The organism is Sphingomonas sp. 320_CC (genome assembly GCF_059691795.1).
In genome coordinates, this window is sequence record NZ_JCAWAE010000003.1 from 755,608 (window position 1) to 773,100 (window position 17,493).

Annotated in this window: 16 protein-coding genes and 1 tRNA gene; 10 read left to right on the forward strand and 7 right to left on the reverse strand. The window is 65.8% G+C overall.

The features are described from left to right. Positions 1 to 108: 108 nt before the first annotated feature. Positions 109 to 1,425, forward strand: coding sequence for an SPOR domain-containing protein (locus AC59GX_RS15050; RefSeq protein ID WP_497302026.1), 1,317 nt, complete (start codon positions 109 to 111; stop codon positions 1,423 to 1,425). A 151-nt stretch (positions 1,426 to 1,576) separates the two neighbouring features. Here AC59GX_RS15050 and AC59GX_RS15055 read toward each other — a convergent pair whose 3' ends face one another. Continuing rightward, the gene (locus AC59GX_RS15055) at positions 1,577 to 2,797 is read right to left on the reverse strand and encodes a dihydroorotase (protein ID WP_426284294.1); all 1,221 of its coding nucleotides are present in this window, start codon (positions 2,795 to 2,797) and stop codon (positions 1,577 to 1,579) included. Beyond that, positions 2,794 to 3,780 (reverse strand): aspartate carbamoyltransferase catalytic subunit, encoded by a 987-nt coding sequence (locus AC59GX_RS15060; protein ID WP_056482600.1) that lies wholly within the window; start codon positions 3,778 to 3,780, stop codon positions 2,794 to 2,796. The genes AC59GX_RS15055 and AC59GX_RS15060 overlap by 4 nt, the downstream gene beginning before the upstream one ends. A gap of 122 nt (positions 3,781 to 3,902) precedes the next feature. Between AC59GX_RS15060 and AC59GX_RS15065 the strand changes: the two genes are divergently transcribed. Then, positions 3,903 to 5,438 carry a hypothetical protein gene (locus tag AC59GX_RS15065; protein ID WP_497302027.1) on the forward strand — a complete coding sequence of 512 codons (1,536 nt, stop codon included), beginning with the start codon at positions 3,903 to 3,905 and terminating at the stop codon, positions 5,436 to 5,438. Here AC59GX_RS15065 and ruvX read toward each other — a convergent pair. After that, positions 5,435 to 5,902 carry a Holliday junction resolvase RuvX gene (gene ruvX / locus AC59GX_RS15070; RefSeq protein ID WP_060524389.1) on the reverse strand — a complete coding sequence of 156 codons (468 nt, stop codon included), beginning with the start codon at positions 5,900 to 5,902 and terminating at the stop codon, positions 5,435 to 5,437. The two genes, AC59GX_RS15065 and ruvX, sit on opposite strands and share 4 nt — an antisense overlap. Further along, on the reverse strand, positions 5,899 to 7,005 hold the full coding sequence (locus tag AC59GX_RS15075) for a DUF3089 domain-containing protein (RefSeq protein ID WP_426284292.1): 1,107 nt from the start codon (positions 7,003 to 7,005) through the stop codon (positions 5,899 to 5,901). Before AC59GX_RS15075 ends, ruvX begins: the two co-directional genes overlap by 4 nt. A gap of 247 nt (positions 7,006 to 7,252) precedes the next feature. Between AC59GX_RS15075 and gatC the strand changes: the two genes are divergently transcribed. Genes gatC through gatB form a run of 3 tightly spaced genes read left to right on the forward strand, consistent with a single transcriptional unit; the run spans position 7,253 to position 10,522 of the window. Continuing rightward, the gene (gene gatC, locus AC59GX_RS15080; RefSeq protein ID WP_056048145.1) at positions 7,253 to 7,555 is read left to right on the forward strand and encodes an Asp-tRNA(Asn)/Glu-tRNA(Gln) amidotransferase subunit GatC; all 303 of its coding nucleotides are present in this window, start codon (positions 7,253 to 7,255) and stop codon (positions 7,553 to 7,555) included. Next, positions 7,555 to 9,039 (forward strand): Asp-tRNA(Asn)/Glu-tRNA(Gln) amidotransferase subunit GatA, encoded by a 1,485-nt coding sequence (gene gatA, locus AC59GX_RS15085; RefSeq protein WP_426284291.1) that lies wholly within the window; start codon positions 7,555 to 7,557, stop codon positions 9,037 to 9,039. The genes gatC and gatA overlap by 1 nt, the downstream gene beginning before the upstream one ends. Position 9,040: 1 nt before the next feature. Next, entirely contained in the window at positions 9,041 to 10,522 is a 1,482-nt protein-coding gene (gene gatB, locus AC59GX_RS15090; RefSeq protein WP_426284288.1) for an Asp-tRNA(Asn)/Glu-tRNA(Gln) amidotransferase subunit GatB, read from the forward strand. A 331-nt stretch (positions 10,523 to 10,853) separates the two neighbouring features. Here gatB and AC59GX_RS15095 read toward each other — a convergent pair whose 3' ends face one another. From AC59GX_RS15095 to AC59GX_RS15105, 3 genes are all read right to left on the reverse strand, one after another. Next, positions 10,854 to 11,417 carry a retropepsin-like aspartic protease family protein gene (locus AC59GX_RS15095; RefSeq protein ID WP_497302028.1) on the reverse strand — a complete coding sequence of 188 codons (564 nt, stop codon included), beginning with the start codon at positions 11,415 to 11,417 and terminating at the stop codon, positions 10,854 to 10,856. 135 nt (positions 11,418 to 11,552) lie between these two features. Then, positions 11,553 to 11,771: a hypothetical protein gene (locus AC59GX_RS15100; protein WP_426284284.1), complete on the reverse strand. Its 219-nt coding sequence runs from the start codon at positions 11,769 to 11,771 to the stop codon at positions 11,553 to 11,555. Positions 11,772 to 11,773: 2 nt separating this feature from the next. Continuing rightward, on the reverse strand, positions 11,774 to 11,929 hold the full coding sequence (locus AC59GX_RS15105) for a hypothetical protein (protein ID WP_426284282.1): 156 nt from the start codon (positions 11,927 to 11,929) through the stop codon (positions 11,774 to 11,776). Positions 11,930 to 12,038: 109 nt separating this feature from the next. Between AC59GX_RS15105 and AC59GX_RS15110 the strand changes: the two genes are divergently transcribed. The 5 genes from AC59GX_RS15110 to clpX all read left to right on the forward strand — a co-directional run bounded on the left by AC59GX_RS15110 (position 12,039) and on the right by clpX (position 17,282). Beyond that, positions 12,039 to 12,123, forward strand: a tRNA-Leu gene (locus AC59GX_RS15110). Positions 12,124 to 12,191: 68 nt separating this feature from the next. Next, positions 12,192 to 13,847 (forward strand): trigger factor, encoded by a 1,656-nt coding sequence (gene tig, locus AC59GX_RS15115; RefSeq protein ID WP_426284280.1) that lies wholly within the window; start codon positions 12,192 to 12,194, stop codon positions 13,845 to 13,847. A 216-nt stretch (positions 13,848 to 14,063) separates the two neighbouring features. Beyond that, positions 14,064 to 14,990 carry a glycosyltransferase family 2 protein gene (locus tag AC59GX_RS15120; RefSeq protein WP_426284279.1) on the forward strand — a complete coding sequence of 309 codons (927 nt, stop codon included), beginning with the start codon at positions 14,064 to 14,066 and terminating at the stop codon, positions 14,988 to 14,990. A 213-nt stretch (positions 14,991 to 15,203) separates the two neighbouring features. Further along, positions 15,204 to 15,893: an ATP-dependent Clp protease proteolytic subunit gene (locus tag AC59GX_RS15125; protein WP_107954964.1), complete on the forward strand. Its 690-nt coding sequence runs from the start codon at positions 15,204 to 15,206 to the stop codon at positions 15,891 to 15,893. 123 nt (positions 15,894 to 16,016) lie between these two features. Further along, positions 16,017 to 17,282: an ATP-dependent Clp protease ATP-binding subunit ClpX gene (clpX, locus tag AC59GX_RS15130; RefSeq protein ID WP_056048170.1), complete on the forward strand. Its 1,266-nt coding sequence runs from the start codon at positions 16,017 to 16,019 to the stop codon at positions 17,280 to 17,282. The last annotated feature ends 211 nt before the right edge of the window (positions 17,283 to 17,493 follow it).

The following is a 17,493-nucleotide window of genomic DNA, read 5'->3' on the forward strand; positions in this document are numbered from 1 at the left end:
GAAGTCGCGTTAACCGCTTCTTTAAACCGACATGGCACTGCGTATGCGAATACCGGGAGTGGGAACTATGTGCGGTCTAGCGTTTGCCATGAAACAGGGATTGCCCCGATGACCACGCGCGCTCTCCTCCTCGGCGGGATCTCCGCCCTCCTGCTCGGGGGTACGATGGTCGGCTGTGCCGCGAACGGGGGCGGCATCGCCTCGGCCAGCGACCGTAATGCAGCGCTCGCGACAAAGGCCGCGGCCGGCACTGCGGGGCAGGCGCAGGCGGCACTCGCGCGCAACGATGGTCCCATCGCGATCGGTTACGCAGAGCGTGCGGTGGCACTCATGCCGCAGCAGGCGGACTACCGGATGCTGCTCGGTCAGAGCTATCTCAAGGGCGGGCGGTTCGCCTCGGCCTCGCACGCGTTCGCCGACGCGCTGCAACTGTCGCCGACCAACGGCAGGGCGGCGCTCAACCTCGCGCTGTCGCAGATCGCGACCGGAGACTGGCAGTCGGCGCGCCACAGCCTCGAAGCGAACGCCGCGATCATCCCGGCGGTCGATCGTGGCCTTGCGTTGTCGCTGGCGGGCGACACCGCGGGCGGGATCGCGGTCCTGACCGAGGCCGCCCGTTCGCCAGCTTCGAATGCGAAGATACGCCAGAATTTGGCGTTGAGCTTCGCGCTGGCGGGACGCTGGCAGGAGGCACGCGTCGTCGCGGCAACGGACATGGCACCAGCAGACGTCGACGCCCGGCTCGAGCAATGGGCGCTATTCGCTCAGCCGGCCAAAGCGTCGGACCAGGTGGCGAGCCTGCTTGGCGTTCGCGCAGTGGCGGATGCGGGACAGCCGGTCGCGCTGGCGTTGAACGCGCCTTCGCCGGAGACACCGGGTGTTCCCGAACAGGCCTTGGCGGCCGCGGATCCGGTCGTCGCGCCGACCGAAGCTGCCCCTGTGCAGCTCGCTTCGGTGTCAGCGGCTGGCGTCTCGAAGATCGCGTTCGGACCGCGGCAGGAGGTCGTCCAGGCGTTGCCGACGATGATGCTCCGTCCGGCCGGCGGCCCGATCAAGCTCGCGTCCGCGCCCATGTCGTCGGGTCGCGCCATGGCGACTGCGGCGTATCAGGTGAAGGCGCCGGCAACCGGCAACTGGTACGTCCAGCTCGGCGCCTTCGAGAGCGCGGGGGTCGCAAGAGACGGCTGGGCCCGCGCCGCACGCCGATTCGCGGTGCTCGCCAGCTATTCGCCGAACGGCATGACGTTCAAGGCGCGGGGCGAGGATGTCTACCGCCTCTCGGTAGGCGGGTTCAGCAAGTCGGCGGCGAATACGATGTGCCGCCAGTACCGCGCCAAGGGCGGCGCCTGCTTCGTCCGCCAAGGCGCGGGCGACATCATGGCACAGTGGTTGCGCAAGCCCGGCATGCAGATGGCGTCGCGGTAACGGGCGCTGCCGCCTTGTTCGTCCCACCGCTTCGATAGACGCCACCCCGGCGAAGGCCGGGGCCCAGTTGGGAGGTAGGCGTAACGGAGCGTTGTCCTCAGTTTGCGACGTCCCCCAACTGGGCCCCGGCCTCCGCCGGGGTGGTGCACCCTCACGGAACCTCGCGCCCACCCTTCCACAACCGCAACACGCGCCCCTGAACCGGCAAGCCATCGAACGGCGTATTCCCCGCCTCCGCCAGGAACGCCTCCCCGACGATCTGCCAAGGCGCCAGCCGGTCGAACAGCATCAGGTCGGCAGGCTTGCCGACCTCCAGAGTCCCCGTATCCAGCCCCAGCACCCGCGCCGGATTGCTGGCGAGCAGCGCGATCAGCCGCTCCAGCGTCAGCAGTTCGTCACGCACCAGCATCAGCGCGAGCGGCAACAGCGTCTCCGCCCCCGCCATCCCACTGCTCGAATCGGTGAACGGCAGCCGTTTCTCCTCCGGCCCGCGCGGCTCGTGCCCCGAACACAGCACGTCGATCGTCCCGTCTGCGATGGCATCGAGCGCCGCCTGTCGGTCACTCTCCGCGCGCAAAGGCGGCGACAGCAGCGCGAACGACCGGAAATCACTGACCGCGATCTCCGACAGATGCAGATGCGCCGGCGTGATTCCGCAGGTCACCGGCACGCCGCGACGCTTCGCCGCACGGATCAGGTCGAACCCGGCCGCCGTCGTCACCTGGCGAATATGGATCCGAGCCCCAGTATCCTCGGCAAGCATCAGGTCACGCGCAATCGCCAGCGCCTCCGCCACCGCCGGTGCGGCAGGCAGGCCAAGCCGCGTCGCCGTCTCACCCTCGGTCGCGACCGCGCCGGCGGTCAGTCCGCCATCCTCGGCATGCGCGATCACCGTCACGTCGAGATCGCGCGCATAGGCGAGCACGCGCCGCATCACGCCGCTATCGGCGATCCAGTGCTTGCCCGTGCCCACCGCCTTCGCGCCAGCCGAAAGACAGATCGCCATCTCGGCGAGGTCATGGCCTGCAAGTCCGCGCGTGGCGGCGGCGATCGGGTGGATCCAGAGGTCGGGCTTGCCGATCAACGCCGCCCGCTGGACGATGCCGGGGTCGTCGAGAACGGGCGACTGGTCGGGCATGAGGCCGATCCGCACGATCCCGCCGGCGCGAAACGCCGCACGATCCACCTTCGCCACGCCGAGATCGACGATCCCGGGCGCGACCGTCTTGCCGCCGCAATCGACGATGTCCGCATCAGCCGGAATGTCGACGATCCCGGTCGCGACGATCACGCCGTCGCGGACCAGCAGATTACCCTTGGTCACGCCCCCGACCGGGCAGGCGAGTGTTGCGTTGGTGAGCGCGAGGATCATGCCCAACCCTCCACGCCGCGCGCTCTTCGCGTCAGTACATCGAGGCACGCCATCCGGACGGCGACCCCCATCTCGACCTGCTCGGTAATCGCCGAGCGTGCGTGATCCGCCACTGCGGAGTCGATCTCCACACCCCGGTTCATCGGCCCGGGATGCATCACCAGCGCGTCAGGCGCCGCCTTCGCCAACCGGTCGAGCGTCAGGCCGTAGCGCATACGGTATTCGCGTGTGGAGGGCACATAAGCGCCATCCATCCGCTCGTTCTGCAACCGCAGCATCATAACCACGTCCGCACCCTCCAGCGCCTTGTCGAAATCGGTAAACGCACGCACGCCCATCCGCTCGATCATCGGCGGCATCAGCGTCGAGGGCGCGCAAACGCGCACCTCTGCGGCAAGCGCGGTGAGCGCCAGGATGTTAGACCGCGCGACCCGGCTATGCAGCAGGTCCCCGCAGATCACGACGCGCTGGCCGGCGATCGAGCCCTTCCGCCGCCGGATCGTCAACGCATCGAGCAACGCCTGCGTCGGATGCTCGTGCCGTCCATCGCCCGCGTTCAGCACCGGACAATCCACCTTGTCCGCGATCAACCGCACCGCGCCGCTCGACATATGCCGGATCACGATCACGTCCGCGCGCATCGCGTTCAACGTCATCGCCGTGTCGATCAGTGTCTCGCCCTTCTTCACGCTCGACTGCGCCGCATGCATGTTGACGACGTCCGCCCCCAATCGCTTTCCCGCAATCTCGAACGACAGCAAAGTCCGCGTGCTGTTCTCGAAAAACGCGTTGATCTGGGTAAGCCCGGCCAGCCGCTTGTCGGGAGTCGCGTGCGTGCGGTTCGCCTCGACCCACGTCTCCGCCTCGTCGAGCAGGAACGCGATCTCATGTGGCTGGAGCCCGTCGATGCCGGTGAGATGCCGGTGCGGGAAGACGGCGCCGCCTTCGATGAGGGCGGCGGGGCGGTGATCTGAGGTTCGCATTAAAAGCGCGGGATAGTGTCCGCGGGGGCAGGGGGCAAGCGTCGCGCGACGCCTCGCCACAACCGCATGGTTAACTGCATTTTAGCGCAGGCATGGGATGGCGATGGCGAACGGGGAAAATGATGCAGGACGCAGCGGCACGGACGATGGTGCGATGGTGGGAAACGCGGTGGTTCGCGCTGGCCCTCGTCCTGGCATCCGCGGTGCCGTTGCTATGGCCCGCGCTGCCCCCGCTCGGCGACCTGCCCGGCCATATGGGCCGCTGGCATATTGCGATGGCACTGCCGAGCTCGCCCGATCTGCAGCGCTATTATGCCTACCACTGGGCGCTGATCCCCAATCTGGGCATGGACCTGCTCGTACCGGCGCTGTCGCACCTCTTCCCCTTCGAGGTCGCGACCAAGCTGGCGGTGATCGCGATCCCGATGCTGACCGCCACCGGACTGTTATGGGCCGCGCGCGAGGCGCAGTGGCGCATACCGCCGACCGCGATGTTCGCGTTGCCGCTCGCCTATGCGTGGCCGTTCCAGTTCGGCTTCGTCAATTTCGCGCTGTCTCAGGCGCTGGCGTTCTGCGCGCTGGCGCTGTGGATCCGGCTAGGGCGACAGGATCGCCTGATCGTACGCGCGCTGCTCTTCGTACCCATTGCGTGCGTGATATGGATTTCGCACAGCTTCGGCTGGGGGCTGCTGGGGCTGATGGCGGCAGGCGCGGACATCGCGCGGCTCCGCATGGCAGGTCGTGGCTGGCCGGCGGCGCTCGTCGGTGGCGCGATCCAGTGTCTGTCGATGACGGTCCCGCTCCTCGTCATGCTGGCGTCTATCGGGGCCGGGACGGGCGCGGCAGCGGGCGGACTCGGTGGGGAGGGCTGGTTCGACGCACCGGTGAAGCTGGTATGGCTTGTTTCGCTGTTCCGCGATCACTGGCCATGGTTCGATCTCCTCTCGCTGCTGCCGTTGATCGCCATGCTGTATGCAGGAATGCGGAGCGCCCGCCTCGGGTTCTCGCCGCTATTGGGCATACCCGCGCTGCTGTGCCTCGCAGCGTTCGTCGTCCTCCCACGATTGCTGATGGGGGGCGCCTATGTCGACATGCGGATGGCACCCGCCGCGGTGATGCTGGGATTGATCGCGATCGCGCCGCGCGATTCGCGAATGGCACGCACGCTGGCCGTGATGGGCACTGCATTCCTGGTCCTGCGCCTGGCAGGCACGACGCTGAGCTTTGTCGAGCGCTCCAGCGACCAACAACGCGAACTTGCGGCTGTTGCAGCCATCCCGCACGGCGCTGCGGTACTCTCGTTAGTCGAGTTGCCATGTGGGGGCGCATGGGACGACCTGCGGCGCAATCACCTTCCAGCCCTCGCGATCGTCCGACGCGACGTGTTTACCAACGAGCAATGGGCGATCGAAGGACAGCAATCGCTGCACATCCGCTACGCGGTCGCCGCACCCTATACCGGGGACCCGACCCAGAGCGTCTTTCCGTCGATCTGTTCGACCGTCGGCTCCAACTTCGTCAAGACGATCGCACAGTTTCCCCGCGCCGCCTTCACACACGTCTGGACGATCGGCTTCCCGCCAGGGGCTGCAAAGGCCGCCGACCTGCGCGTCATCTGGACCGACGGCCAGTCCACCCTCTACCGGGTGGCGCGCTAGATCTGCGCTGTCACCAGTGCATCGATTGCACCCTGGAGGATGTAGGCGGCGGCCATCTTGTCGACGAGTTCGGCGCGTTTGGCGCGGCTGGCGTCCTGTTCGATCAGCGTGCGGGTGACCGCAACGGTCGACCAGCGTTCGTCTTGCAACAGGATCGGTAACCCCATGTCCTTGAGGTTCTGCGCGAATGCCCGCGTCGATTGCGACCGTGGGCTCTCGCTACCGTCGAGGTTGATCGGCAGGCCGATGACGAGCCCGACGACCGCCTGGGCCTTGATGATCTCGGCAAGCGCGGCCTTGTCCTTCTGGAACTTGGTCCGACGGATCAGGAGGGCAGGGCTCGCGAACGACCAGCCGGCGTCGCAGAGCGCGGTGCCGATCGTCTTGGTGCCGACGTCGAGACCGATCAGCCGGCCGCCGTTCGGGAGCGCGTCGCGGAACTGCGCGGCGGAGAGCGTGATCATTTGAAGGCCTTCAGGCGGCGGTTGGCGTCGGTGCGGATGTTCGCCCAGAACAGGCTGTAGTCGTAGACGTGGTAATTGTTGCCGGGCAGCACGTACGGCCCCAGGTTCGGGCCCTCGCCGATCAGCAGGAAGCCGCGGTCGGCGCAGCGTGCGGCGACGCTACCGATCGCGATCGTCGCGGTCTTCAGGTCGGCCGACGGGACAAGCGTGCCAAGGTTGGCGGTTGCGGGCGCGGTCGCGTCGGCGGTGCCGGTCAGCGGGTTGGTGCAGACCATCGGCGTGGCTTTCCGCGGCTGGCCGTTGAAGCCGGTGGTCTGGTCATAGGCATCGACGATCAGCGACGGATCGGCAGGCTCGGCAAAGCTCTCCCATGACAGGATACAGCCGGTCTGGTCCGCGGCTCGGCATTCGGGGAGGCCCATGCGCGGCAGGTCGGTCGCACGCGAGACGGGCCAGCCGACGACATAGGCCGCGACGATCCGTGCCTTCAGCTTGGGATCAGTGGCGATGCGGTCGCGGAGTAGGCGGGTGAGATGGAGCGCGCCCTGGCTGTGGCCGGCGAGGATGATCGGGCGGGTCGGGCCGGCTTCCTTGAGGAACCGGTCGAACGCCGCAGAGACATCGCCATAGGCGAGCGCCAGCGCGCGTTCGCTATCCGCGACGCTGGTCAGGAACGCCCCGAACGTCGCCTGGCGATAGCGTGGCGCCCAGATGTCGCCCGCTTCGTTGAACGCGCTCGCCTGGCCGCGCAGGAACAGTTCCGCTCGCGCATTGGTCTCGGGGTCGTTGATCGGCGCGTTCCAATGGTCGCGGTTGATGTACGAGGTCGGGTGAATGAAGAAGATCGCTGCGCCCGTGCCGGGCTTGCCGGGCGTGTAGCCGGGCGGCGTCCAGAGCGCCGGATTACCCGGCGCATCGGGGCGCGCGAGCCACATGATCTTTCGTGCGTAGATGTTGCGCGGGGCTTCGCGCTGCGCCTGAAAATTCTCGCTCGGCACCATCACTGCGCGCATCAACTGCGTGCCGAACAGGCGGTAGGCGAGCAGGGCGGCGATCGCGAGGACGATCATCGCGGCGACGAAATAGAGAAACTTGCGGGCCAAGCGGGACCTTCCGTGCAGGCGGTTTGGCCCCCGTGCCGCAAGCGGAGGAAGGTTGCAACGGGCGCCTGATTGTAGAGGAAAACGCCGGCGGCCGGAAAGTGGCCTGTTCCCCCGCGGAGGCGGGGGCCCAGGATCTCGGGCGGTATCGTTTGTAATCCTGGGCCCCCGCCTCCGCGGGGGAACCAGAAGAGGATGCTGCGCTAGAAGGGTGTTGCGCCCCCGCCGCGCCGGGTGCTAGCCGCAGCCCATGTCCGTAGATACTGCAACCGTGAAGCGGATCGCGAGCCTTGCGCGCATCGCGATCACCGACGAGGACGCCGCCCGCATGGCGCCGGAACTCGGTAACATCCTTGGCTGGATCGAGATGCTCGAAGAGGTCGACACGACCGGTATCGAGCCGATGACCGCCGTCATCCCCAACACGCTGCGGCTGCGCGACGACGTCGTCAACGCCGACCCGCTGACCGGCGGCGGCATCCGCGAGCAGGTCCTCGCCAACGCGCCCGTGGCCGAACACGGCTTCTTCGCCGTGCCGAAGGTGATCGAATAATGACCGACCTTACCGATCTCGGAATCGCAGGCATCCGCGACGGCGTCCGCGATGGCAGCTTCAAGGCGCGCGAAGTCGCCGATGCGTTCATCGTAAAGGTGAGCCAGGCCAAGGCCTTGAACGCGTTTCTTGTCGAGTCGCCGGAACACGCGATCACCGCCGCCACCGCGGCCGATACCGCGCGCGAAGCCGGCGAGACGCTCAAGCCGCTGGCCGGCGTGCCGATCGGCATGAAGGACCTGTTCTGCACGAAGGGCGTGACGACGACCGCGGCGAGCCATATCCTCGAAGGCTTCACGCCGACCTACGAGTCGACCGTCTCGCAGAATTTGTGGGACGCGGGCGCGGGGATGCTCGGCAAGCTGAACATGGACCAGTTCGCGATGGGCTCGTCGAACGAGACCTCGGCGTTCGGCAACGTGATCTCGCCGTGGAAGCGCAATGACGGCGGTAACGCCTCGCTCGCCCCCGGCGGCTCGTCGGGCGGTTCGTCGTCGGCGGTCGCCGCACGGCTCTGCCCAGGTGCGACCGGCACGGACACGGGCGGGTCAATCCGCCAGCCCGCCGCCTTCACCGGCATCTCCGGCATCAAGCCGACCTATGGCCGCTGCTCGCGCTGGGGGACGATCGCGTTCGCGTCGTCGCTCGACCAGGCCGGGCCGATGGCACGCGACGTCAAGGACTGCGCGATCCTGCTCGAGGCGATGGCCGGGTTCGATGCGAAGGACGGCACCTCGTTGCAGCTCGACGTGCCGAAGTGGGAAGCGGGTTTGTCCGGCAATCTCAACGGCCTGCGCGTCGGTATTCCCAAGGAGTATCGCGTCGACGGGATGCCCGAGGAGATCGAAGCGCTCTGGCAGCAGGGCATCGACTGGCTGAAGGACGCCGGCGCGACGATCGGCGAGGTCTCGCTCCCGCACACGAAATACGCGCTGCCCGCCTATTACATCATCGCGCCCGCCGAAGCGTCGTCGAACCTCGCGCGCTATGACGGCGTCCGTTACGGGATCCGCGACCTGCCGACCGGGGCCGGTTTGCAGGACATGTACGCCGCGACGCGTGCGGACGGCTTTGGCCCCGAGGTGAAGCGCCGCATCATGATCGGCACATACGTGCTGTCGGCCGGTTTCTACGACGCGTATTACACGCAAGCGCAGAAGGTTCGTACGCTGATCGCGCGCGATTTCGAGCGGGCTTGGGAGACGTGCGACGTGCTGCTGACCCCGACCGCCCCCTCGGCAGCGTTCGCGCTCGGCGAGAAGTCGGCCGACCCGATCGCGATGTATCTGAACGACGTCTTCACCGTGCCGTCGTCGCTTGCGGGGTTGCCGGCGATGTCGGTGCCGGGTGGTCTCGACAAGCAGGGTCTGCCCCTCGGATTGCAGATCATCGGCAAGCCGCTCGACGAGCAAGGCGTGCTGAACGCAGGGCTCGCGATCGAACAGCGAGCAGGATTTACCGCGCGACCAGAGGCTTGGTGGTAACATGAGCGATTACAGGATTCAGGGCGAAACCGGCGAGTGGGAGGTCGTGGTCGGCCTCGAAGTGCACGCGCAGGTGACGTCGAACGCCAAGCTCTTCTCAGGCGCGGCGACCGAGTTCGGCGCGGAGCCCAACACGCAGGTGTCGCTGGTCGATGCGGCGATGCCGGGGATGCTGCCGGTGCCGAACCGCGAGTGCATCCGCCAGGCGGTCCGCACCGGCATGGCGATCGAGGCGCAGATCAATAAGTGGTCCCGGTTCGACCGTAAGAATTACTTCTACGCCGATCTGCCGCAGGGCTATCAGATCAGCCAGCTCTATCATCCGATCGTCGGTGAAGGCGCGATCGACATCAGCCTCGACGAGAAGAATCCGGACGCGGCCGGCAAGCGGATCGGCGTCGAGCGCATCCATGTCGAGCAGGATGCGGGTAAGCTGATGCACGACCAGCATCCGACCCAGTCGTACGTCGATCTCAACCGCTCGGGCGTCGCGCTGATGGAGATCGTGTCGAAGCCCGATTTGGCTTCGCCAGCGGAAACAGGGGCTTACCTGCGGAAGCTGCGATCGATCCTGCGCTATGTCGGGTCGTGCGACGGCAATATGGAAGAGGGCTCGATGCGCGCCGACGTTAATGTCAGCGTGCGCAAGCCCGGCGACGAGTTGGGCACGCGGACCGAGACGAAGAACGTCAATTCGGTGCGCTTCGTGATGGCGGTGGTCGAGCAGGAGGCCAAGCGTCAGGTCGAGGTGCTCGAAGCCGGCGGCAAGATCCAGCAGGAAACGCGGCTCTACGATCCCGATCGCAACGAGACGCGGTCGATGCGGTCGAAGGAAGATGCGCATGATTACCGCTACTTCCCCGATCCCGACCTGCTGCCGCTGGTGCTCGACGATGCGTTCCTGGCCGAGTGCCGGGCGTCGCTGCCCGAGCTGCCGGATGCGAAGCGCGCGCGGTACGAGGCGCTCGGGATCACCGCGTATCAGGCGACGGTGCTGACCGCCGAGGTCGAGGCGGCGCGGTGGTTCGATGCGTTGCTCGACGCGGGCGTGAAGCCGGCGGCGGCGGCGAACTGGACGACATCGGAACTGTTCGGCGCGCTGAACCGCACGGGTAAGGATATCGAGAATTCCCCGGTGTCCCCGGCGCAGGCGGCGGAACTGCTGGGGCTGATCGCGGACGGGACGCTGTCGGGGAGTCTTGCCAAGCAGGTGTTCGAGGTGATGCTCGAGACTGGTGACGGCGCGGCGAAGGTCGTCGAGGATCGCGGGTTGAAGCAGACCAGCGATACCGGGGCGATCGAGGCCGTGATCGCTGATGTGATGGCGGCGAATGCTGACAAGGTTGCGGACTACCGCGGCGGGAAGGACAAGCTGTTCGGGTTCTTCGTGGGTCAGACGATGAAGGCGATGGGGGGGAAGGCCAACCCTGCTGTCGTGAACGAGGTTCTGAAGGGGATGCTTGGGGAGTCGGTGGCTTCGTAAGGCTACCGACTTTCGCGCTCTCTCCCGCACCTGCTGGTCTCCCGTGCTTTCCGTTCTCCCGTGAAGGCGGGAGTCCAGGGTAACCGAACGCAGCGCTGCTTGATTCCTGGGCCCCCGCGTTCGCGAGGGAACTAGCAGAAGTGTAGTTCGCCCGCACTCAAAAGGCATCACCCCGGCGAAGGCCGGGGCCCAATTGGGGGCCGTTGCTGACGGAGGGCAGCGCCTCGTTACTGCAGACGTTCCAATTGGGCCCCGGCCTTCGCCGGGGTAGTGCAGTTGGGTGAGGTGGGGTCAGTTTAAAAGCAAGCGCAAGGGCTGTGCGGATGCACCGTTACGAGTCCACCTTCTGCGGATGATGCGGCACGAGGATCAGCGTGTTCTCCTCCACCCGCCATGACGCCAGGCGCGACAGGAAGTTCATCCCCAGCACGTTCGTTTCGCCAAACGCCGGCGACACCACCACCTGCAAATCGCGCGCGACGATCGCGCCGAGACGCAGCGAGGCAATCGTCCCCGTCTTCGCCGCGATCGACCCGTTGGCGGTCTGCAAGACGATCGGCACCACGCCAACCCGCGCCTCAACCCCAGCTTTCTCAGCCGTCTTCGCCGAAATCGCCGTGATCGTCGCGCCGCTATCGATCAGCAGCCGCTGGCTCACCCCATCGATCGTCGCCCGTGCCCAGAAATGCCCATCCGGCGAGATCCGGATACGGACCTCGCCGCCAACCACCTGCTGGTCCTCGATCTTCAGGAACCGCGCAATCTTGCCGACATAGGGATCGAACTGACGCCGCTGGTCGATCGCGACGAAAAGCAGTCCGACAAGGACAAACGTCATCGCCAGATTGACGAGCGTTCGGATGATCGGGATGCGCTGCGCCAGGATCAGCAGCAATACGGCGAACCCGAGCGCGATATACAGGCTCTGGTGCTCGGCAAAGGTGGGTATCGTGTAAATTATCAGGTCCTGATTGGCGGGAATGGCATTATCTAGATATCCACCCCCGCCTGTACGGTTGCTGACGCGAGCTTACTGCGCGTCGCCGTCCTGGTTCTTCACGATGCCACCGGTACCACCGACGCCATCGGGCATGCCGGTATCCGTGAACGTCTCGGGCTCATCGCCGCCTTCGCCGCGCTCGACCGCGTCGGAACGCGACTCAACCGCCTGTTCGATGTCGCTGCGCGTGTCCTCGTCACGGTCCTCGGGGAGCGTTTCGGGATTCGTGCCGGAATGCGGATCGCTCACGCTCAAAACTCCGGCTGGACGGGCGCGGGATCGTTCGACGGCGTTCCCGGCGCGGGAACGTCGACGTCCGGTGCGGGCGGATTGAACTCGGGCGGCGGCGCAGTCGGCTCGACGGGCGACGTCGGGGTCGGAAATTCTGCCGGGGGTTGGGTAGCCATGATGTCTCTCCTTCGAGGTGTTCAACGCCCGTAATCACCGGGAGTTGCCTATCTGCTTGCCCCCGCATGCAACGTTGGTATAGACGCGCCCGCTACGGCGATGTCCTGTGCGGGCGTGGCGGAACTGGTAGACGCGCTTGGTTTAGGTCCAAGTATCGCAAGATGTGGGGGTTCGAGTCCCTTCGCCCGCACCAGCCCGCCGCGCAGGCGAGGCGACCGCCCGAAGAATTATCCTGAATGCTCTTTTAGACAAAGGCCGGACATGCAGACTGTCGAGACGTTGAACGAGGGCCTCAAGCGCGCCTTTACGCTCACCATCACCGCGAAGGATATCGATGCCAAGGTCGATGTCGAGCTGAAGCGCCTCGCGCCGCAGATGAAGATGCCGGGCTTCCGTCCGGGCAAGGTGCCGGCGAACCTCATCCGCAAGATGCACGGCCCGGCGCTGACGCAGGACGCGCTGAACGCGGCGATCCAGGAGAGCGTACAGACGCTCGTCGCCGAGAAGCAGCTTCGCCCCGCGATGCAGCCTTCGGTCGAGCTGGAAGACGGCTATGACCTCGGCAAGGACGCCGTGGTCAAGGTCGAGATGGAGGTCCTCCCACAGGTCCCCGCACCCGCGATCGACGGCATCAAGCTCGAGCGCCTGACCGTGCCCGTCGCCGACGACGCGGTCACCGAGCAGCTCCAGAAGTTTGCCGACCAGCAGAAGAAGTGGGACGACGCAGCTGACGATTATGTCGCGGCGATGGGCGATCTCGTCACCGTCGATTTCGTCGGCAAGACCGCGGACGGCGTTGCGTTCGACGGCGGCACCGGCACCGACATGGGCGTCGAGCTCGGTTCGGGTCGTCTCATCCCGGGCTTCGAGGATCAGCTCGTCGGCGTGAAGACCGGCGACGACAAGGTCCTCAACGTGACCTTCCCCGAGGAGTATCAGGAGAAGTCGCTCGCAGGTCAGCCGGCGACGTTCGACATCACCGTCAAGTCGGTGAAGACCGCGGGCGAGAGCAAGATCGACGAGGACCTGGCCAAGTCGCTGGGTCTCGAAAGCCTCGAGCAGCTCACGGGGCTGCTCAAGGGTCAGATCGAGCAGGAGCATAACGGTCTCACGCGCACGCACATGAAGCGCAAGCTGCTCGACCAACTCGCCGAGGGTCACGACTTCGAAGTGCCGCCGTCGATGGTCGAGGCCGAGTTCAACCAGATCTGGTCGCAGCTTCAGCACGAAGCCACGCACGAGGCCGACCCCGAGGCTGCGATGGCCGAGATGGAAGGCGAGCGCGACGATTACCGCAAGATCGCCGAGCGTCGCGTGCGCCTCGGCCTGCTCCTGTCCGAGATCGGCCAGGCCAACGGCGTCGAAGTTTCGAACCAGGAAATGCAGCGTCTGCTGGCACAGGCAGCGCAGCAATATCCCGCCGAGCAGCGCCAGCAGTTCATGCAGTACGTCCAGCAGGAGCCGATGGCGGCCGCCCAGCTGCGCGCGCCGTTGTATGAGGACAAGGTCGTCGACTTCCTGTTCGAGAAGGCCGAGATCACCGACCGCGAAGCGACGCGCGAGGAGCTCGAGGCAGCAATCGAGAGCGAGGACGGGTTCGCCAGCGGCACGCACACGCATGACCACGACAACCACAAGCCGAAAAAGAAGGCTGCTGCCAAAAAGGCCAAGCCAGCGTCGGACGAGGCTGCTTCGGATGACGCCGTGACGGACGACGCGCCTGCTTCGGACGCGACGGACGAGGCCAAGCCTGCGAAGAAGGCGCCTGCCAAGAAGAAGGCGGCTCCGGTCGAAGCAGAGACCGCCGTGACGGAGTCGTCGCCGGTTGCTGCCGAGAACGCAGAGGGCACCGAGGCTGCCGACGCACCGGTGAAAAAGCCGCGCGCGAAGAAGGCTCCGACCAAGACCGAGGCGTAACGCACCATCGAGCGCCTCAGGGTTGAGGCGCTCCACCCCACCGGGTCACCTCCCCGGCGGAGGCCGGGGTCCAATTAGAAAGGTAGCTGTAACGGCGCGCAACGCTTCGTTATGGACCTTTCCCAATTGGGCCCCGGCCTTCGCCGGGGAAGTGCGTTTCGAAGGTGGTTCGGTGGCCGATAATACCGTTTTGAACTTCGCTGGGCAGGGCAGGCCATGACCGAACCAAGAACCGCCGTCCTGCTCCCGTGCTACAACGAGGAAGCCGCGATCGCGCAGACGATTGCGGGCTTCCGCGACGCGCTGCCCGGCGCCACCATCTACGTCTACGACAACAACAGCGCCGATCGCACGATCGAGGTCGCCCGCGCTGCCGGTGCGGTCGTCCGCACCGAACGCATCCAGGGCAAGGGCGCAGTCGTCCGCCGCATGTTCGCCGACATCGACGCGGACATCTACGTAATGGCCGACGGCGACGCGACCTACGACGCGGCTTCCGCCCCAAATCTGGTCGCTCGCGTTCTCGACGAGCAGCTCGACATGGTCGTCGGCTCCCGCATCAGCCAGGTCCAGGAAAGCTACCGCCGCGGCCACCGCTTCGGCAACGCGCTGCTAACCGGCATGCTCGCCCGCCTGTTCGGCCGCAGCTTCACCGACATCCTCTCGGGCTACCGCGTCTTCTCGCGCCGGTTCGTGAAGAGTTTCCCGTCGCTCTCCGCCGGGTTCGAGATCGAGACCGAGATCAGCGTCCACGCGCTCGAACTGAAAATGCCGATCGGTGAGGTCGAGACGCCCTATTACGCGCGTCCCGAAGGCTCCGAATCGAAGCTCAGCACGTACGGCGACGGCTGGCGCATCCTCCGCACGATCATGACGCTCTACCGGATCGAGCGCCCGCTCTGGTTCTTCGGCGCGATCGGCAGCGTGTTCGGCCTGCTCGCGCTGATCCTCGGCATCCCGCTGGTGCTGACGTACATCGAGATCCACCAGGTCCCCCGCTTCCCGACCGCGATCTTGATCACCGGCCTCGGCATCTTCGCCGCGCTCAACGTCTTCACCGGTCTGATCCTCGACACGGTCGTTCGCGGCCGCCGAGAAGTCCGCCGCCTCGCGTACCTGGCCTATCCCGCCCCAGGCATCTGACTCCCTCGCCCCTACGGGGAGAGGGAAGGAGGAGCCACTCGGCGACGGGAGGGTGAGGGGCGGTTGGCGGATCCCCACCACCCCTCACCCTCCCACCCGCAAGTGCGGGCGGGCCCCTCCCTCCCCCCGGAGGGGCGAGTGGTTAAGCAGGGCTTGAACTCCCCTCTCGGACCGCCGATGTTAGCGGTTCACTGGGGCATAAGAGAGATTTCCATGCACAATCCGTTCGAGACCGGCGATTTCGCGAGCCCGTTGGCCAGCGCCGGGCTCGGCCTGCAGCAGACGCAAGCAGGCCTGGTTCCCATCGTCATCGAGCAGTCGAACCGCGGCGAGCGTTCGTTCGACATCTTCTCGCGCCTGCTCCGCGAGCGCATCATCTTCGTGACCGGCGGCGTCGAGGACGGCATGGCCTCGCTGATCACCGCACAGCTACTCTTCCTCGAGTCCGAGAACCCGAAGAAGGACATCTTCATGTACATCAACTCGCCGGGCGGTGTCGTCACGGCGGGCATGGCGATCCACGACACGATGCGGTACATCCGTCCGCGCGTCGGCACCGTCTGCATCGGCCAGGCCGCGTCGATGGGCAGCTTCCTGCTCGCGAGCGGCGAGCCCGGCATGCGCGTCGCGATGACCAACGCACGCATCATGATCCATCAGCCATCGGGTGGTGCACAGGGCATGGCCAGCGACATCGAGATCCAGGCGCGCGAGATCCTGCGCATCCGCAAGCGCATGAACGAGCTGTATTCGCAGTATACCGGCCAGCCGATCGAAGAGATCGAGCGCCGGATGGACCGCGATACGTTCCTCGAAGCGAACGAAGCGAAGGATTTCGGGCTGATCGACGAAGTGTTCGACAAGCGTCCGGCGGTATCCGAGGATGGTGCGAAACCGGCCTAAGCGACACTGGCATGGGGCGAATCGTAAACCCCGCCGGTTTATTTGATTGTAGGAACTCCGGGGTGCGTTACGGTAGCGGCCCCGGAAACGGCACGTGCACCGACATGCGCGAGAGGTGATTGAATGACGAAGCTGAGCGGTGGCGACTCGAAGAGCACCCTCTATTGCTCGTTCTGCGGGAAGTCGCAGCACGAGGTCCGCAAGTTGATCGCCGGGCCGACGGTCTTCATCTGCGACGAGTGCGTCGAGCTATGCAACGACATCATCCGTGAGGAGACGAAGTCGGCGCTGGTGTCCAAGAAGGACGGCGGCGTGCCGACTCCGCAGGAGATCTGCGACGTCCTCGACGATTACGTAATCGGCCAGAAGCGCGCCAAGCGCGTGCTGTCGGTGGCGGTGCACAATCACTACAAGCGGCTCAACCACGGCGCCAAGGGTGCCGATGTCGAGCTGTCCAAGTCGAACATCCTGCTCGTCGGGCCGACCGGTTGCGGCAAGACCTTGCTGGCACAGACGCTCGCCCGCATCCTCGACGTGCCGTTCACGATGGCCGATGCGACGACGCTGACCGAGGCGGGTTACGTCGGCGAAGACGTCGAGAACATCATCCTCAAGCTGCTCCAGGCGTCCGACTACAATGTCGAGCGGGCGCAGCGCGGGATCGTCTATATCGATGAGATCGACAAGATTTCGCGCAAGGCCGAGAACCCCTCGATCACGCGCGACGTGTCGGGCGAGGGCGTGCAGCAGGCGTTGCTCAAGCTGATGGAAGGCACGACCGCGTCGGTTCCTCCGCAGGGTGGGCGGAAACATCCGCAGCAGGAATTCTTGCAGGTGGATACGACCAACATCCTGTTCATCTGCGGCGGTGCGTTCTCGGGTCTCGAGAAGATCATCGGCGACCGCCTCCAGGGCAAGTCGATCGGCTTCGGCGCGTATGTCGCAGGGCCGGACGAGCGCAAGACGGGCGAGACGCTGAAGTCGGTCGAGCCGGAGGATCTGCTGAAGTTCGGGCTTATCCCCGAGTTCGTCGGCCGCTTGCCAGTGATCGCGACGCTCGAGGATCTCGATGTCGACGCGCTGGTGAAGATCCTGAAGGAGCCGAAGAACGCGCTGGTCAAGCAATACCAGAAGCTGTTCGAGATGGAGGACGTCGCGCTCGGCTTTACCGACGATGCGCTTGTGTCGGTCGCCAAGAAGGGCATTGAACGCAAGACTGGCGCGCGCGGTCTTCGCTCGATCCTGGAGAGCATCCTGCTCGACACGATGTTCGACCTGCCTGGCATGGACGGCGTCGACGAGGTGATGATCGACAAGGACGTGATCGAAGGCCGCAAGGAACCGATCCGCGTTTATGCGGAGAAGAAGAAGACTGGCGACGCTGCGTAAGCGCTGATCGGTTTGGGAATACGGGAAAGGGCGTCGAGCGATCGGCGCCCTTTTTTTATTTGGGGCATACGCGCGAAAACCCCCGTCCGTCATCCTGACGAAAGTCAGGATCCAGAACCACGAGGATCAGCCCGCCGTAACCCTGGATCCTGACTTTCGTCAGGATGACGGGGAAGGGTAGGGCAGCGCATCCGTATCAACCGTCGCGTCC

What these genes read in the sequence shown, in the direction of transcription:
- gatC (WP_056048145.1), top strand. Translation starts at nt 7,253, where the DNA reads ATGTCCGTAGATACTGCAACCGTGAAGCGGATCGCGAGCCTTGCGCGC.
- AC59GX_RS15060 (WP_056482600.1), bottom strand. Translation starts at nt 3,780, where the DNA reads ATGCGAACCTCAGATCACCGCCCCGCCGCCCTCATCGAAGGCGGCGCC.
- AC59GX_RS15050 (WP_497302026.1), top strand. Translation starts at nt 109, where the DNA reads ATGACCACGCGCGCTCTCCTCCTCGGCGGGATCTCCGCCCTCCTGCTC.
- gatA (WP_426284291.1), top strand. Translation starts at nt 7,555, where the DNA reads ATGACCGACCTTACCGATCTCGGAATCGCAGGCATCCGCGACGGCGTC.
- gatB (WP_426284288.1), top strand. Translation starts at nt 9,041, where the DNA reads ATGAGCGATTACAGGATTCAGGGCGAAACCGGCGAGTGGGAGGTCGTG.
- AC59GX_RS15125 (WP_107954964.1), top strand. Translation starts at nt 15,204, where the DNA reads ATGCACAATCCGTTCGAGACCGGCGATTTCGCGAGCCCGTTGGCCAGC.
- clpX (WP_056048170.1), top strand. Translation starts at nt 16,017, where the DNA reads ATGACGAAGCTGAGCGGTGGCGACTCGAAGAGCACCCTCTATTGCTCG.
- AC59GX_RS15105 (WP_426284282.1), bottom strand. Translation starts at nt 11,929, where the DNA reads ATGGCTACCCAACCCCCGGCAGAATTTCCGACCCCGACGTCGCCCGTC.
- tig (WP_426284280.1), top strand. Translation starts at nt 12,192, where the DNA reads ATGCAGACTGTCGAGACGTTGAACGAGGGCCTCAAGCGCGCCTTTACG.
- ruvX (WP_060524389.1), bottom strand. Translation starts at nt 5,902, where the DNA reads ATGATCACGCTCTCCGCCGCGCAGTTCCGCGACGCGCTCCCGAACGGC.
- AC59GX_RS15120 (WP_426284279.1), top strand. Translation starts at nt 14,064, where the DNA reads ATGACCGAACCAAGAACCGCCGTCCTGCTCCCGTGCTACAACGAGGAA.
- AC59GX_RS15055 (WP_426284294.1), bottom strand. Translation starts at nt 2,797, where the DNA reads ATGATCCTCGCGCTCACCAACGCAACACTCGCCTGCCCGGTCGGGGGC.
- AC59GX_RS15065 (WP_497302027.1), top strand. Translation starts at nt 3,903, where the DNA reads ATGCAGGACGCAGCGGCACGGACGATGGTGCGATGGTGGGAAACGCGG.